Origin of the sequence: Okeania sp. SIO3I5, assembly GCF_010672085.1 — a bacterium.
Classification (GTDB): Bacteria; Cyanobacteriota; Cyanobacteriia; order Cyanobacteriales; family Microcoleaceae; genus Trichodesmium.
Genome location: NZ_JAAHHT010000019.1, coordinates 92,688 through 109,994 on the forward strand (window position 1 = coordinate 92,688; position 17,307 = coordinate 109,994).

Genomic DNA, 17,307 nt, shown 5'->3' on the forward strand with positions numbered 1-17,307 from the left:
TTTATTCTGATTGTTCTTCTTTAATCGGAGGAAATTTAAGATTCGTACCTGTTTTTAACTTTCTAAAATTATTGAGATTATTAACTTTAGCAATCTGAATATAATAGGCAGGATCGCCGTAGATTGTTTGTGTCATTAAAGGTAATTTATCTCCTGTTTTTACCATCCTAGAATGATATACATCGGGAGAATTTTTATTTTCTTTTTTAACCCGTTTGGAATCTTCTATATCCCCACAAAAAACAGTTTCTAGTTCTGCTCTAGTAGGTTGTCCGCTGCGATTAAAAAGAGTATAATTAATCTGAACTGATTGAAGGCGACAACTAAAATTTAAGTCTCCCCATTCAATTTTCAAATACTTAGGTTCATGGATGTTTCCATCCATATCAGTAGTTAATTTTAGAAAAGTCTGGACTCGTTTATAAACATCATTTTCCCCTGAAGATAATAAATTTGTTGCTCCCATACTCGTAACTCCCGTATTATCTAAAATTAATTTCAGAGACAACTCCTGGGGTTTAGAGAGAGAATATTTAACCATACGTGCGCTGGTATTAATCCCTTGATAAGTTTGAAAAACATTTTCGTATTTCAAGGAATATGATTCGGGATTAAACATCACTTCAAAGGTATCTTTTGGGGAACCACTTCGAGCTACTTTGTCATAAACATTAATCTTGAGCTTTTCTAGTTTAAAAGGATTTTTAATCACTTCTATTTTTTACCTCTCTCGTTGACGTTCTAATATTTTCAGCACTTGTGATACACAAGCAGCAATAATCTCTTGTTTTTGTCCGGTAGTTTCTTCACTTTCAGATTCTGAATTTTCATCATTATTATTGTTAACAATATTGGCACGAATAACTAATTCTTTGATTTCTACAGGCATAACTAAACCCTCAAACTTTGAAATCTGGCATAAGCTAATTCCATTGTATCAATTACAACGGCATTGTTATTAGCATCTAAATCTGATGTACTCCATTTAACTGGGTAAGCTCTCTGAAATAGCCAACCTGCAATAGGAATACTATCTTCATTTAGTAGTATAACTAAAACATTGCTGGGAGCAAATTCCATGGTACTCATAGCAACATTAAACTCTATATTTAGAGGAGAACCAACTACGAATCCTCTTTCTAAAACTAGATTATTATAAGTAACCTGGTTTGGCAAACGATGTCTGAATACATTCTCGCCTCCTTCTCGAATATCTGTTGTTTCTATTTCTGCAGAAATTCCAGATACTTTTTGAAAGCGAATATCTAAAGGATTAGGGACTACTCCACCTACCAAAAAATTAACGAGAAAATGAAATCCTACAGGTGGATTTCCAGTTATATCAACCATTATATTAAGAACAAAAGTCAAAGGTTGGTCATTTCAGTTATCAGTTAGACGTTGCATGCAACGTCCGTACAGTTATCAGTACTTCCTGGAATAGGGATAATTGAAATACGGAATCTTCTTTTTTTTTATCCCCTTAAAAGGGGAAGACCAAAATTTTTCGGTCAACTATCAGCTTCATTACCTTTATAAAAAGGAAAAATTAATTGGTAGTCCTGTATATGTAATGGTAAAATTATAGTCAGGCGATCGCTTGGTTATAATAATGAATGAAATACCAAACAATTCCTAGCTGAGAGCTGACTGCTAATAGCTGAATACTTAGGATATTTTGCCTAAAAACTCCTGTTGAAAAACTTTTCAGGCTTATATCAAATCTGGTAGTATCGGTATAAGAAAATAGAAACCGGGTTGGTCTTAAATGCCCCACCATACTAATATCTACCTGCCATAAACCCGGTTTCTTGATCTTACTAGGACTTACCCATAAACCGGGTCAAGGGAGGAAGTTTAGTGAGAGGGAAAAACAATAATCAAGGCCATAAACCCAGTTTCTTCTTTGGGTCTGCAATTCCTGATATTATTAGTAGAATTTAAGAATTATCCAGGATAGTCAACTTTGAGACTATTCGCCATTAATTCTAAACTCTCAATGGCGACTTCATTGCTAGTAGCATTGAATGATGGTGCATCTAATTTTTTAGGGAAAGCATCTAGTGCTGTCCAAGAAACGACTGGTTCACCTGCTTCGTCTAATAAGTCAATCTTAAGATCGCGCTTCTCTACAGTATTTAAGTTAATTGTATTAATCCAGCTCAACAAATAGCTATCTGCTCTGACAATACCTTTTTGGAGGGTTAGGTTAACAGGTGAATCTAATCCTGGCATGTGCTTTGCCCCTTCTTTATAACTTAAACCATCTCTATAGGTAATAGTTTCGTATTCAATACTCAGTCCCGATACCTCTGAGAATGCGTGGGAGTCATCATCTCCGATGGTAACTCGGTAGAAAAATACTGGTAGAGGATAACTAGCTTTAATATCGTCTGGTGTAGTTGCCATAATTTATTGTTCCTTGATTTTAATGTTTGCCTTACCTAATCTTACGATTAATTTTACCAAAAAACTAAAGAAAAAAAATTTCTTTTTAGTTAATTTTATTCTTCAAAAAAAGAAGAATTAATTAATAGACTTCTTGCCGAAGTCAGGGAATAGGGAATAGGGAATAGGGAATAGGGAATAGGGAATGAAATTGTTAATTTCATATCTGGAATTGATTTCATTTTTTATTTTTGGAGATGTCTAATTGATAATAGACAATGAATAATGGATAATATCAAATCCGATACCATTGCTCTTATTCAGGATTCTCAAAAATTCTCAAGATAAGAGTCTATATCGTAGGGGCGCTAGGCGAAACCCATGCCGTTAGGCGATATAGCATTTACCCTTAATCATTGGATGATGATGATAGAATTATATTACTCAGAAGCCAAGCGACTATCAATTATCCATTGGTAATTATTAATTATTCATTATTAATTATTAATTATTCCATGCACTTTTTTTCTCCTTAGAATGAAAGGCTTTAAACCTAATTGATCGACTATCAATTATCCATTGGTAATTATTAATTATTAATTATTAATTATTAATTATTCCATCTATCCCTCCTGTAATTTGTGAGAAAATCTGAGAATAATAAACTCTACGGGACGAACTGCTGCAATACCTATTTCTACAATCATTCGTCCTTCTAAAATATCCTGTTGTGTCATACTTGTACCTAGTCCCACATTTACAAAGAAAGCTTGGTCCGGAGCGCTACCTGCAAGCGCTCCTTGTCGCCACAACCCCTCCAAATAAATTTCGATCAAGGATTGGACTTTCAACCAAGTAATACTGTTGTTAGATTCAAAAACAGCAAAACTGGTAGCTTTTTGAATTGATTCTTCAACAAAATTGAATAGTCGGCGTACAGATACATAACGCCATTCATTGTCGTTACCTGCTAATGTCCTTGCACCCCAAACTAAGGTGCCTTTGCCTGTAAAAATGCGAATAGCATTAATTGATTTACCTGTAAAGTGAACATTTAGGTCTTCCTGTCCTTCGTCGTTAATTTTAATTGTGGGACCTGTAACTGATGATAAACTTATATTAGCAGGTGCCTTCCAAACACCCCGCTCTCTGTCTACTGTGGCATATATTCCTGCTATAGCGGGACTAGGAGGTAATATGACTCGCTGTTTATCTATCTCTGTTTTAACTTTGTTATACAATTCTGTATTGTCAAACTGATAATACCATAATTGTGGTTGAACGAGGGGTTCATTAGAGACTGGTGAATCTACATTGGCACTACCATCACCGTCTTGCTTCAGGTTAAAGTTGCGATCGCTATTTTCCTTTTGCCAGTTTTTCCATTCTTTGAGGATTTTTGCTACTTTTGTACTTTCTTCTCTGAGTTTAATAGTAATAGAATTATCACTCACTTCAAAATCTGCAGCATTCGTATTATCCTCATTGTTAATCGTAATAGTTACTTTAATATCTACTTCTTGTTCATAATCCTGTGTTCCGTGATGGGTAACTACCAGACCATTAGGTTTAGTTCTATATATCCTTAAATATAGGAGATCGAGTCTTTTAGGAGGATCGACTTTGCATATACAACCACAACAATTACCATTTTTCCTAACCTCAAAATTCTTTTTGGGACTATAACTTTTCCATGCCTCAACAATTTTGTCTACACTGTTGCAGTCTTGTTTGACTTTGATTCTGAGAATTTCATCGCGATCGCCTTTAATTTTAAATTTAACATCTTCTTCCTGGTCACAGTGAATAGTAATATTGATTTTGGGTCGGTCCGACTTACCTCCAGTATAATTGACTATCAGACAATTATCATCACCTCTGTATTCAAAGCGTTGGTTATAAAAAGGGTCAATGCTTACAGAATCATCTGTATAATAATAGTTCAGGGAAGTTTGTAAGTAGGGATGGTAAGCTGCGCCATATTTTAAATATAGTGTACCTATTCCTTCTCGGAATTGATCTATTCTTCCTATTGGTCGATCGTTGCTATTATTCCTTTCGAGAACATCAAAGATAGCAAACCTATCCTTTAATTTATTACACTGTGCTAAAGCTTGTTGACAAAGGTTATAATAATCATTTTCACTATCTAAATTAGTGGCATCAGTCAGCAAAATCAAAGTAGGTTCGTCTTCTGTTTCTAAAACATCTAAACCTTCCTCAAAATTTTCGATTAGTTTTTGTGGTGTATTTTCTTGGTAGGTACCAATAGAAACAATATAACAACCACCTCCACCATTATCAAAAAACATCTGCAAAGCATAGTACATTAAATACTGGAGGTCACCAATTTCAGAGATCCAAATTTCATCAGCGCTCTCTTTAATTTCAAACTTTGTAGGTTCAGCTTTGCCAAAAAATGTTTCATAATCTAGAAGAGAACGAATTAGAGTAGGTTTATTGATTAACTCTTCTTGAGTTTTTGGATCGGTATAACCAATAAAAGCAGGAATTGCTGTAGATACACTAGCAACTGAGGGAGGTAATGTAGAAATTTCTTCAACATAAACGTTGGGAGTTTTATATGTCACCATAATTAAATCGTGAGTTTTTGCTTATAGCGCTACGCGCTAGGGAATAGGGAATAGGGAATAGGGAATAGCAGATTATGAAAAGGTTTTTCCTGCGGAAATGCTCCGCAAACAGGATTTAGAAATATCCTAACCTTAATGCATAGTGCTATAGTTTTCAAATTTGAAAAACACTTGAGGACATTTAGGAAGAGGATAGAGTTTTACAGAAATCAAAAGTGAGAGTTACTCTATTAACTTTTAACTTTCTTAAATTCTTACTTTTGAATTTTGAATTTTGAGGGCGATACAGTTTTACAGAAATCAAAAGTGAGAATTACTCTATTAACTTTTAACTTTATTCAATTCTGACTCTTGACTTCTGAATTTTAACTTTTTTTCTTACTTTTGACTTTTGACTTTTGACTTTTGAATTTTGAGGGCGATACAGTTTTACAGAAATCAAAAGTAAGAGTTACTCTATTAACTTTTAGCTTTCTTAAATTCTGACTTTTGACTTTTGATTTTTGACTTTTGATTTTTGACTTTTTATCCTTCTTGTAATTTATGGGAGAATCTTAGGATAATAAACTCTGCGGGACGAACCGCTGCAATACCTATTTCTATAATCATTCGTCCTTCTAAAATATCCTCTTGTGTCATACTTGTACCCAGTCCCACATTCACAAAAAAGGCTTGTTCGGGAGCGCTACCTGCAAGCGCACCTTGTCGCCATAACCCCTCTAAAAAATTTTCACTCATAGACTTGACTTTGAGCCAGGTAATGGTATTGTTAGATTCAAAAACAGCAAATTCTGTGGATTTTTTGAGTGATTCTTCAACATAATTGAATAATCGACGCACAGGTATATAACGCCATTCATTGTCATTACCCGCTAATGTTCTTGCACCCCAAACTAAAGTTCCTTTGCCTGTAAAACTGCGAATAGCATTGACAGACTTACCTGTAGCATGGACATTCAAGTTCTCTTGTAATTCATTGTTAATTTTAATTGTCGGACCGATAACTGATGCCAAACTAACATTAGCGGGTGCTTTCCAAACACCTCTATCCCTGTCTACTGCAGCATACACTCCTGCAACAGCAGCACTAGGAGGTAACATGACTCGCTCTTTTTCTATTTCTGTCTTGACTCTATTATAAAAATCTGTATTGTCAATTTTATAATACCATAAGGGATGGTCCCCTAATTCTTTAGTGGATAATGGAACTACATCAGCACTACCATCACCGTCTTGCTCGATCTCAAAATTCTTTTTATTGGTTTCCTTTTGCCATTTATCCCATGCGTCGGTAACATCTTTTACAGTTGTGTCTCCTTCTTTTTTGATTGTTATTTCTAGGGTTAAATCTGTAATCCCAAAAGATATCTTATTATTGGTACCTTGAGTAATCTTTACTTTAGGTATTCTATCCTCTCTCCCTTGATGAGTGACTATAATACCATTAGCTTCTGTTCTGTAAAACCTTAATAAAGATTTCAAGAGGATAAGAAATGTTGCCTCATGTGCTGCGACATTCTTATCATTCTCGCCACCTGAGCTAATTTCAAAATTTTGCCGTTCATCTTCCCATTCATTCCATGCTGTGGTAATTTCTTCTACAGTTGTCTCGCCTTCTGCTTTAATTTTTATTGTTAGGGTCTTACCATCAGTGTTAAAACCTATTTTATCAATAGAGTTTTTATCAATAGAGTTTTTGATGATTTCTACTTTAGGTCTATCTGACTTACTCCCCCTATAACTAATTTTTAGACCTTCAACCGTTGATTCAAAGTAGGATTTTAAGGGAGTAGTTATTTTAGTTTGGATATTACCTTCTTCAATATTAAAACCCGGGCAACTTGTTTGTTTCCCCTGCCATGCTGCGATAATTTCTCCTACACTTGTGTCGCCTTCTGCTTTAATTTTTATGGTAAGAATTTTGTCGTCAGGGGGTCCAAAATCTATATCATTATCGCTACGAATAATTCTCACTCCAGGTTCATCTGAGTCGCTTCCCGCATAGCTTATTTTCAAACCTTCAACTGTTGATTCAAAGTTTATTGTAGGTAAGCAAGTTAGGGTTTGAGGTGTTTCTGCTTCATTTGGTATATGATTATGATTTCCCCCATCACCTAAGTCGATATTAAAATTTTGACTATCACCTGTCAATTTTTTCCATGCTGCGATAATTTCTGTTACTCTTGTGTATTCTTGTTTTTTGATTTTTATTTCTAGGGTCTTATCATCAGTAATGTTAAAATCTGTCTGATCACTATCGTTACGGATAATTTTTACTTTGGGTTTATCTGAATTGCTTCCCCTATAAGTGATTTTCAGATGATCTTCAACTGTTAATTCAAAGTCTGCATCTAAAGCAGTCAGTGCTTGTGTTTTGATAGTATTAACACTAGATTCAATATCAAAACTTTTACGCCTGTCTTCCTCTTCATCACTTCCCGAATCCACTTGCCATGTATCCCATGCTGTAATAATTTCTTCTGTAGTTGTCTCTGTGTCTGGTTTAATTTTGATTTCTAGAATCTTGTCGTCACTAATAAAAAAATCTATACCTTCAGCAGTTTGAGCATTCCGAGTAATTTGTACTTTAGGTTCATCTGAGCTGCTTCCTGTATAATTAATTTTCAGACCTTGAAATATCGATTCAAAGTATGATTTTTCAGATTCAACCATGACAGAATCATCAGTGTAATAATAGTTCAGAGAACTGTGTAAATAAGGATAATAAGATGCACCATATTTTAAATAATTTTGACCTATTCCGTTGCGAAAATCAGTAATTTTCTGCTCATTATATTGATCGGAACTACCGTCTAAAACATCAAAAATACCAAACCTATCCTGTAACTTATTACATTGTGTCAAAGCTTGTTGACAAAGGTCATAATAATCAGTTGGAACATCTAAATTAGTTGCATCAGTCAGCAAAATTAAAGTAGGTTCATCTTCTTGTTCTAGAACAGCCAAACCTTTCTCAAAATCTTTTCTACTCTTTGTTCCTGTATATGAACCAATTGAAACAATGTAACAATTACCACCACCATTATCAAAAAATATCTGTAAGGCATAATACATTAAATATTTGAAATCAGGACTTGATTCAACATAAATTTCATCTTCGCTGGCCTTAACATTAAAATAAGTAGGTTCAGCTTTTCCAAACAAAGTTTCATAGTCCAGTAAAGAAGTAATTACAGTAGGTTTATTCGTTAAATTCTTTTTTCCATCTATAGCTTTTTCAGTATAACCAATAAAAGCCGGAATAGCTGTGGATACAGTTGACACGGAAGGAGGTAATGTAGAAATTTCCTCAATATAAACATTGGGAGTTTTATAGACCTTGACCATAGTTTAATAAGTAACTAATTTTTCTGATTTTTCTAACAAATAACAATAAAGAATATAGCAATCCTAAATGATATCAAATCCGGTTGCTTTGGAGAATCAAGTTATACCATCAGTATTGGCTAAAATTCCTAGTTTGTAGAGGGTTTTGAGACCAAACCCCTACGGTTTTAAATTCTACCGATACTACCGGATTTGATATGATTTGTGAAAAAAACTGTAGCAGTTTGTTTTCCAAATCCGATTTTTCCTTGGGTTTGGAGACCAAACCCCTACGATAAAATACTACACCTGTACGCGGATTGCTATAAGTAGTAGGGCGTCCAGCTTGAAAATGTGCGTAAAGAGTAAGTCAATGAAGACCTCACCCCCAACCCCTCTCCTGCAAGGAGAGGGGATAAATCCCCCCCTTTCAAAGCTATCCCTTATAAGGCACTCTTGAAACCCTTGTGGGAGGGTGGGGAGGAAGGGGAGGAGGGGGAGGAAGAATTCTGTCTACATTCATAAAAAAGTGTATTGAAAAATACTCTTTTCTCCTGAAAAAGCCGATTCAAGACTTAAACATAACTCCTCTATGTTGTCAAGTTTTATGAAAAGAGAAAGATGTTTATAAAGCATAGCTTTCAAAGGGGGGAACTGCAAGTCCCCCTTCTTAAGGGGGATTTAGGGGGATCGTTGATTGCCTCACACCCAGTTAAAACCGCTATACTGATAACTGATAACTGAAAACTGTTAACTGAAATTATGCTTCCTGTAATTTATGGGAGAACTTCAGAATAATAAATTCCGCTGGACGTACTGCCGCTAAACCTATTTCTACATTCATTCGTCCTTCCAGAATGTCCTGTGATGTCATAGTTACACCCAGTCCCACATTCACAAAGAATGCTTGTTCTGCAGTGCTACCTGCTAATGCTCCTTGCCGCCATAACCCCTCTAAGAAACTTTCTATCATAGATTTGACTTTCAGCCATGTCACACTGACATTAGGTTCAAAAATGGCAAATTCTGTGGCCTGTTGCACTGACTCTTCAACGTAAATGAATAGTCGGCGCACTGGTACATAACGCCATTCGTTGTCGTTACCTGCTAATGTTCTGGCTCCCCAAACTAGGACTCCTTTACCTGTAAAATAACGAATAGCATTGACAGATTTACCTGCGCTGGAATCAACGTTGAGGTCTTCTTGTTCTTCGTTGGTAATTTTGACCATGGGAGCTGTGACTGAGGCTAAACTGACATTAGCGGGTGCTTTCCAAACCCCTCGGTCTCGGTCTACCCTCGCATAGACTCCTGCCATGGAAGAACTAGGAGGTAAGATGACTCGCTTCTTAGATATTTCTGATTTAATGTCATTATACAAACCTGTATTAGCAGTTTTGTAATACCATAGGGGTAGCGGATTTATGAGGTTTGCTGGTTCATCAAGAGCTTTTACAGCGGTACTGCCATCACCATCTTGCTTTAGTTCAAAACCATGTTTAGGGTCGGCGAAAACTTCCCATTCGTCAAGGATGTCTTGTACCGTTGTTATTTGGTCTGCTGATTTGATTGTTATTGTAATCTGATTTGCAGCAGTTGTAACTGTTACTGTGTCGTCACTACCATTAGTGATAGTTACTTTTGGTGTATCGCCACTTCCCCCTTTATGAGTAACTGCAAGACCATTAGGGGCTGTTCTGTAAGCTCTCACTACTACGAGACTGAGTTCTGATGGGGCGTCCATCGTAGTTATATTTGCAGAGCCATCACCATTTTGATTTTCCGTGATTGCAAAATCATTTTTTGGAGTAAAAATACCCCATTCTGTAACGATCTCACTTGCAGTTGTAGGAGGTGTTTGTTTGAGTTTGATGGTTAGAGTTTTGTTACCATCAGTAAACTCAAAGTCTACTTTATCTGCTGCATCATTAGGAACAATATTTACTTTCAGGACATCAGCCTGATCTCCTGCATAAGTGACTATAATACCCTGCTGACCTCCTATTACCTTCAACTTTTGCTGAAAAACAATGTCAATTGGGTTTTCTGAAGCTATTATCGGAGTGCCACCATTTACTAGGATTATTTCAAAATTCTTTTTGTAAGCACTAGCAAAATCAGCACTCCATTGGTCGAAAATATCTTTTGCAGTTGTAGGGCCAGCCTTTTTGAGTTTAATGATTAGAGTTTTATCATCAGAGCTAAAATCAAACTTTACTTTATCTAACTCGCCTTCAATAATACTTACTGCCGGAGCATCACTCTCACTTCCTGTATAAGTGACTGTAATAGCAGTTTGTATTTGCGTCCCGAATAAAGTATTAAGTTTTGCTGGAGTGTTCGCTTCACCGACAGTCTCAGCGCCAGTACCATCTGCCTTGACTTCAAAAGTCTTTTTATCAGAAAAATTCTCCCATTCTGTGACAATCACATTTGCTGCTTTGTCGTCTGCTTGGAGTTTTATTATCAAAATTTCTTCATTACTACCCCCAAACTCAAAAGTTGCTACATCAGGAGCTATGGTACTATCAACAACAACATTTACTTTCGGTTCATCTGACTTTGCTCCCGTATAACCAACTATCAGACCATCAGTAGCCGTTTTGTATGCAAATGATTGATAATTAAAAGCTTTAACAGTTACAGAATCATCAGTATAATAATAGTTCAGTGATGTTTGCAAGTAGGGGTAGTAAGTAGCGCCATAGTTTAGGTATTCCATACCAATCCCATCTCGGAAATTATCAACATCCTCCTGTTCTTGAATTCTAGGATCTACCTGAACAACATCAAAGACAGAAAACCTATCCTGTAATGTATTACATTGTGCCAAAGCGGCCTTACAAAGGTCGTAATAATCGGTTGGTTTTTGCGCGGCATCCAAAGGTAAATTAGCAGCATCACTAAGCAATATTAAAGTAGGTTCGTCTTCTTTCTTTAAAGCTGCTAAACCTTCTGTAAATAGAGCTGGGTTTTTTGCCTCATCAGTCTCACTATATGTACCAACCGAAACAATATAACAAGGACCACCACCATTATTAAAAAACATCTGCAAGGCATAATACATTAAATATTTAACCCTTGCTACTTCAGCCATATTAGTAATTGAAATTCCATCTGCAGTCTCTTCAACTACAAACTTAGCTCCTTCCCCTTCTCCAAACAGCTCTTCATACTCAAAAATTGAAGTAATTCGAGTTGGGATATTCGTTAAATCTTCACCATCATTTTGTATAACCTTTGCCGTATAACCAAGAAAAGCAGGAATTCCTGTAGCAACACCCGCCACTGAGGGAGGCAATTTAGAAATTTCCTCGATATAAACATTAGGAGTTTTATAATTGACCATAATTAAGTCCTTAGTTTTTGCTTTACAGACATTTGAGAGAATAAGGTTTCAAACATCACCCTTTTAAGGGAAAAAAAAGTGGTAGTGCATTGCCATGCTGGTCTATATGTAATTATTTTGCTCAAGAGGAACAGTAGTGGGAGCATCTTGCTCCCTTGCTAGCTGTTGTGGGAGTATCTTGCTCCCTTGCTAGCTGTTGTTCATCCTTATCTACCATTAGCAGGACTACAAAAAAACCATCTTCTACATTCCAAGTCACCAGCTAATCTCTGGACATACTGATAACTGATGACTGATAACTGATAACTGAAATTATGCTTCCTGTAATTTATGGGAGAACTTCAGAATAATAAATTCTGCTGGACGTACTGCCGCTAAACCTATTTCCACATTCATTCGTCCTTCCAGAATGTCCTGTGATGACATGGTTACACCCAGTCCCACATTCACAAAAAATGCCTGTTCCGCAGTGCTACCTGCTAATGCTCCTTGTCGCCATAATCCCTCTAAGAAACTTTCTATCATTGACTTGACTTTCAGCCATGTCACAGTGACATTAGGTTCAAAAATCGCAAATTCTGTGGCCTGTTGCACTGACTCTTCGACGTAAATGAATAGTCGGCGCACTGGTACATAACGCCATTCGTTGTCGTTACCTGCTAATGTTCTGGCTCCCCAAACTAAGACTCCTTTACCTGTAAAATAACGAATAGCATTGATAGATTTACCTGCGGTAGCATCAACATTGAGGTCTTCTTGGTCTTCGTTGGTAATTTTGACTGTAGGAACTGTGACTGATGCTAAACTCACATTAGCGGGTGCTTTCCAAACCCCTCGATCTCGGTCTACCCTGGCATAGACTCCAGCTATGGCAGAGCTAGGAGGTAAAATGATTCGCTTTTTAGATATTTCTGATTTAATTCCGTTGTAGAGAGCACCTTTGGTATCTTTGATAGTCTCTAATGCTGCACCGTTCACAGTTACAGAATCATCGGTATAATAATAGTTCAGTGATGTTTGTAAGTAGGGGTAGTAGGCAGCCCCATAGTTTAGGTATTCTGAACTAACTGCACTTCGGAAAGTCTCAGCATCATCCCTAGAATCTTTCTTAAACTGAACAACATCAAAGACAGCAAACCTATCCTGTAATGTTTTACATTGGTCCAAAGCTGCCACACAAAGGTCATAATAATCAGTAGTATTCGAATCATCATCTAAATTAGCAGCATCACTCAACAATATTAAAGTGGGTTCGTCTTCTTTCTTTAAAGCTGCTAAACCATTGTCAAAATCAGCTTTTGCTTTAGTTCCATCATCTGGACCAACCGAAACAATATAACAAGCGCCCCCACCGTTATTAAAAAACATCTGCAAGGCATAATACATTAAAAACTTGGGTTCTGTAACACGTATACTGATTATCTCATCTGCACCATTTGTTATAACTGCAATTACAGTGGGTTTAGCAAGTCCAAAGAAAGTTTCATATTCCAGAAGGGAAGTAATTCGAGTTGGTACATTTGTTAAATCTTCACCATCATCATTTTCAGCCTTTTCTGTGTAACCAAGAAAAGCAGGGATTCCTGTAGAAACACCCGCAACTGAAGGAGGTAATTTAGAAATTTCCTCGATGTAAACATTGGGAGTTTTATAAGAAGTAGCCATAGTTTTATCCTTGTGTTTTGTGTTTTTTGAGTTTTGAGATTTTAGCTGTTTTTGAGGAGATTAATTACTTGATATTGAATCATCTCTTCACTCTTAGGTGCTTTTTGAATTATATTATCATTAGGTGGATTAGGTAAATGTTGTATCCATACACTCTGACTTTTCAAAAGTTGAATACTTTTTATCCCCTTTTCCTGGCAAGGAATTTTCTCTGTAGATTCAGAGAAATATTTTTTGCTACTTGGAAATTGTTCCTTAAGAGTATCATATATTGGGTCATTTTCTGTAACGTCCAGGAAGCTAGAAAAACTTATACTTCCTTCGTTATCTTTAACTAAAAATTCTTCCTTGTCATCATTAGTTATTAGATAATAACGCCAGTGTTGTTCTTTTCTCTCAAAAGTGATTTGATAATCACTGCTTTGGCTAAAATCTACAGGCAGAGAATCATTATTATCAATAATTATGACCCCCCAAACAATTTGTCCTCCTGGTAAATCTTCATAAGATAATTTGATTTTATCTTCTGCTCCGTCTGCTGGTAAGTCTTGATAATATAAGATTACTTTATCTTCTATTAATGGTACAATTCCTGGAGTATCAATATTTTTGTTACTAAAAGAAGGACATTTTAAACCATCTTCTAGCTGCTTCTGTTGAAGATTGAAAAAAATACTACCTTGAAAATCTCTTTCTGTAAAATTAACAATTTTTTGATTCTTAAGTTTTAAGATAAAAGTAAATTGCAAATCCTTGGCCAGTTCAATTTGGGGTTGATTTTCATTTTCTGGATCGACAGGAGCAATAATAATTATTCCATTAATTTTATTTCTAACAATCAAGCGATGACCACTTAATATTTTCCTACATTCAATTGTTGGCTCCAAAATGAAGTCTGGACATAAATCATTAGTATAATAATCGTGAAAAATACTCAATTCAAATAGTTTTTTATAAATCATAATCTAGACTTCACTCTTATGAAAATTTAGACATTTACAGGAACAACTATCTTTCCAGTTAGATCAGGGGTAGATTCTACTGTATCCGTATCTGTAAAGACAACCATTCTCACTTTATAAATCACAGAAGGTATATAACACAATCCCAAACCTGCCCATACATCTCTTTGTTCGGTAAAAGGCAAATTCACTAATTCCATAGTCAATTTTTGAATGTCTGGATGAAGTTCTGGAGAATTATGGTGATCGAACAACCGATGACTTTGAAAAAATTTGATAATTAAGGATAAGAATTTTAAAGATTGGTTGTAATCAGTAAAGTATGGAATAAAAAGAACATATAAGTTGAGGTAAATATTAGGGTTTTTTTTCTCTACACGACCTCCATTAGGCTTTTTTTCATAAGCGGCACCAGAACGAAAAGTATATTCTTCTTCTACATTAATTAATAAAGAAGTAATAGTATCTGGTTCTAACTGCACTTCTTTTTGAGTGTGATTTTGGAGAAGTACAACAGCTTTATCGTTATTAAAGCTGATTTGCCCTTCCATTTTGATTTGGATGTAGGTGTCGAGTTGCTCCTGGAGAAAGGAGATAACATTATCGATCATAGGCCGTTAATTGTTAATGGTAAATCAAATGGCGATCGCTTTAACTACCCAAGACAAAATATCCCAGATAAAATTTACAGTAACATGAAAACTGTTCAGATCGAAAAAAGAAACATTTTGTTATAATTTGATTTTTTTTTCAAATAAACATATTATGACCATCCTCTTATCTCTTCATCACTTAACAATTTTTTTAACTTAAAATACTCCCGTTGGGTAGCTTGGAGGATATGTTTCATCATCACGGGTTCATCCCGATCAGCAGCGAGAAAAGCTGCATTTAAGGCAATATTGCGGATATTGCCCCCAGCTACCTTAAGTTGTCCCAATAATTGGTAGTCCAACTCCTGAGTTGGTGTTTGAGGCGGAAAAATACGTTGCCAAATTTTGGTTCGTGAGGAAGCATCTGGAAAAGGAAAACCAACCATAAACCGGATACGACGTAGAAAAGCAGAGTCCAAAGCAGCTTTAAAATTAGTCGTCAAAATAGCCAAACCCTGATATGCTTCCATCCGTTGCAACAGATAAGATACTTCTACATTGGCGTGGCGATCTCGACTATCCTGAACTTCGGTACGTTTACCAAACAAAGCATCCGCTTCATCAAAAAGTAAAATTGCTCCTCCTGTTTCCGCTGCCAGGAATATGCGCTCTAAATTTTTTTCCGTTTCCCCTATATATTTACTAACTACAGCGCTCAAGTCTATACGATAAAGATCCAAATGAAATTCATTAGCTAATACCTCAGAGGCCATAGTTTTACCAGTCCCACTTTCACCATGAAAAAGGGCGCTGATACCTAAACCCCGATACCCCTTGTTGGCAAAACCCCATACTTGATAAACTTTAGCCCTTTGTCGCAGATGAGTCGCTATATCTGTGAGCACCTGACGTTGTTGTGAGGCCAAAACTAAATCATCCCAAGTTGCGGATGTCTCAATACGTTGAGCTAAACCTTCTAGTTGAGGACGAGCTTGAGAGCGACAGAAATTCCAGAGTTGCTTGAATTCAGAAGAGGTGTCGTCTAATTCTGTTTGAGAAGGAGCAGAGACATTTTTAGTTTCAGCTTTCAGTTTTGAATTTTGAATTTTAAATTGTTGACAGACTGATTGAATAGTGGTATTACTGAGATTAAATTGAGACACTAACTTACTAATTTCGACTTGAAATTGGTTTGCATCTGTACCGAGATGGGTTAGCCAAATGTCTGTTTGTTCTTGATAGCTCAGTTGGGGTATATCAAAAGTAATAAAATGACTATGTTTAGCTTGTAACCGTTTCTGACTACAAATAATCACAGGAGTTGACAAACTTTCTACAAACTGGGAAATCTGAAAAGCAAGTTGAGACTCATTTGGTAAAATATTCTCACACTCAAGTATTAGTAGATTATTGTTCAACAAAGCTTCCCTTTGCCAACGTTGTTTGATTTGCTGAATATCATTAGGAGATTGAGAAAACACAGTCGCTGACATGAAATACAAATTAAAACCGAGGTAAACAGATACAGCTTTAGCTATGGCATATTTAGCTGTTGATTCTTCACCACAGAGTTGTAAGGTAGGATATGGATAAGATAGCTCAGACCAGATCCCTACTATTTGCTCCACAATTTTTTCTTGGGAGGGAGCTAAAGGAATTTGTTCTAGATGAGGAGGAAGAGGATAAACAAAACCCAATAATTGTTTGTCAAAAGTTGGTTCTCCTAGAAGATAACTAAGAATATGTGGCTCAATGCGCAGAGAAGCTTGAGTGAGAGTTAACCCCGTACCAATTTCTATTAGTCGCCAATACTGTAATGAATTATGGGGAGAAAGTACAGACAAACTAGCTTGAGGAAAAGTATTTAAGGCTAAGGCAAGGGTAGGATAATTAAGTTGAGGATTCCCTTGGAGTTTAGCACATAAATCAGCCAGGTTGGGTTCAATCTCTAGGGTGCTACACAGCAGGAGGATATCCCGCTCAAATTCGGTGAGGCTAAATATGTGACACAATCTAGCTAAAGCTGAAGTAGGTGGTATTATGTCAGAAGGTAGGGGTTGTAGTGTTTTATCTTCCAACTTATTTTCTAGATATTGACGGATATGGTTGGTAGTATTTATTAGTGTGGTTAAGTTTTCTTGATTCCAGTTGTAGACAGGGGAGGTTTTCATGTTATAAATATACAAAGATTATACGGATCAAAATAATACTGGAAATTTTGATTCATTGCGTACTTTTCCGCAATTCCAGGTATTATCTCATCTATGTCGAACAAATCTAAGCCAGGAGTTATCTCAGCGGCTAAAAATTAGAGCCAAGACTCAAAAAATAAATTTTATCTTCCGACAAAAACAAGATACTAACTATTTTACAGAGTTATGCCTGAAGTGTGTAGGCAGTTGAGTGTGAAATTCTTAATAGTACAGGAC

12 protein-coding genes are annotated in these 17,307 nt (G+C 36.1%); all 12 read right to left on the bottom strand.

Annotation, left to right across the window (positions count from 1 at the left end; genetic code table 11):
- Window position 1: 1 nt before the first annotated feature.
- Window positions 2–712 (bottom strand): CIS tube protein, encoded by a 711-nt coding sequence (locus F6K40_RS07110; protein WP_293133372.1) that lies wholly within the window; start codon window positions 710–712, stop codon window positions 2–4.
- A gap of 9 nt (window positions 713–721) precedes the next feature.
- Entirely contained in the window at window positions 722–889 is a 168-nt protein-coding gene (locus tag F6K40_RS07115; RefSeq protein WP_293133375.1) for a DUF5908 family protein, read from the bottom strand.
- A gap of 2 nt (window positions 890–891) precedes the next feature.
- A complete protein-coding gene (locus F6K40_RS07120) occupies window positions 892–1,350 on the bottom strand; it encodes a phage tail protein (protein ID WP_293133378.1) in 459 nt (152 codons plus the stop codon).
- Window positions 1,351–1,947: 597 nt separating this feature from the next.
- Window positions 1,948–2,409, bottom strand: coding sequence for a phage tail protein (locus F6K40_RS07125; RefSeq protein WP_293133381.1), 462 nt, complete (start codon window positions 2,407–2,409; stop codon window positions 1,948–1,950).
- 602 nt (window positions 2,410–3,011) lie between these two features.
- Window positions 3,012–4,982 (bottom strand): phage tail sheath family protein, encoded by a 1,971-nt coding sequence (locus tag F6K40_RS07130; RefSeq protein WP_293133384.1) that lies wholly within the window; start codon window positions 4,980–4,982, stop codon window positions 3,012–3,014.
- Between the two features lie 525 nt (window positions 4,983–5,507).
- Window positions 5,508–8,330 carry a phage tail sheath family protein gene (locus F6K40_RS07135; RefSeq protein WP_293133387.1) on the bottom strand — a complete coding sequence of 941 codons (2,823 nt, stop codon included), beginning with the start codon at window positions 8,328–8,330 and terminating at the stop codon, window positions 5,508–5,510.
- A gap of 739 nt (window positions 8,331–9,069) precedes the next feature.
- A complete protein-coding gene (locus F6K40_RS07140; RefSeq protein WP_293133390.1) occupies window positions 9,070–11,658 on the bottom strand; it encodes a phage tail sheath family protein in 2,589 nt (862 codons plus the stop codon).
- Between the two features lie 121 nt (window positions 11,659–11,779).
- The gene (locus tag F6K40_RS07145) at window positions 11,780–11,917 is read right to left on the bottom strand and encodes a hypothetical protein (RefSeq protein WP_293133392.1); all 138 of its coding nucleotides are present in this window, start codon (window positions 11,915–11,917) and stop codon (window positions 11,780–11,782) included.
- Between the two features lie 53 nt (window positions 11,918–11,970).
- Window positions 11,971–13,323 carry a phage tail sheath family protein gene (locus F6K40_RS07150; RefSeq protein WP_293133394.1) on the bottom strand — a complete coding sequence of 451 codons (1,353 nt, stop codon included), beginning with the start codon at window positions 13,321–13,323 and terminating at the stop codon, window positions 11,971–11,973.
- 41 nt (window positions 13,324–13,364) lie between these two features.
- Window positions 13,365–14,285, bottom strand: a complete 921-nt coding sequence (locus F6K40_RS07155) for a hypothetical protein (RefSeq protein WP_293133396.1) — start codon at window positions 14,283–14,285, stop codon at window positions 13,365–13,367.
- A 26-nt stretch (window positions 14,286–14,311) separates the two neighbouring features.
- Window positions 14,312–14,896, bottom strand: coding sequence for a Pvc16 family protein (locus tag F6K40_RS07160; RefSeq protein ID WP_293133398.1), 585 nt, complete (start codon window positions 14,894–14,896; stop codon window positions 14,312–14,314).
- A 152-nt stretch (window positions 14,897–15,048) separates the two neighbouring features.
- Window positions 15,049–17,049, bottom strand: coding sequence for an ATP-binding protein (locus tag F6K40_RS07165; protein ID WP_293133401.1), 2,001 nt, complete (start codon window positions 17,047–17,049; stop codon window positions 15,049–15,051).
- Window positions 17,050–17,307 lie beyond the last annotated feature (258 nt).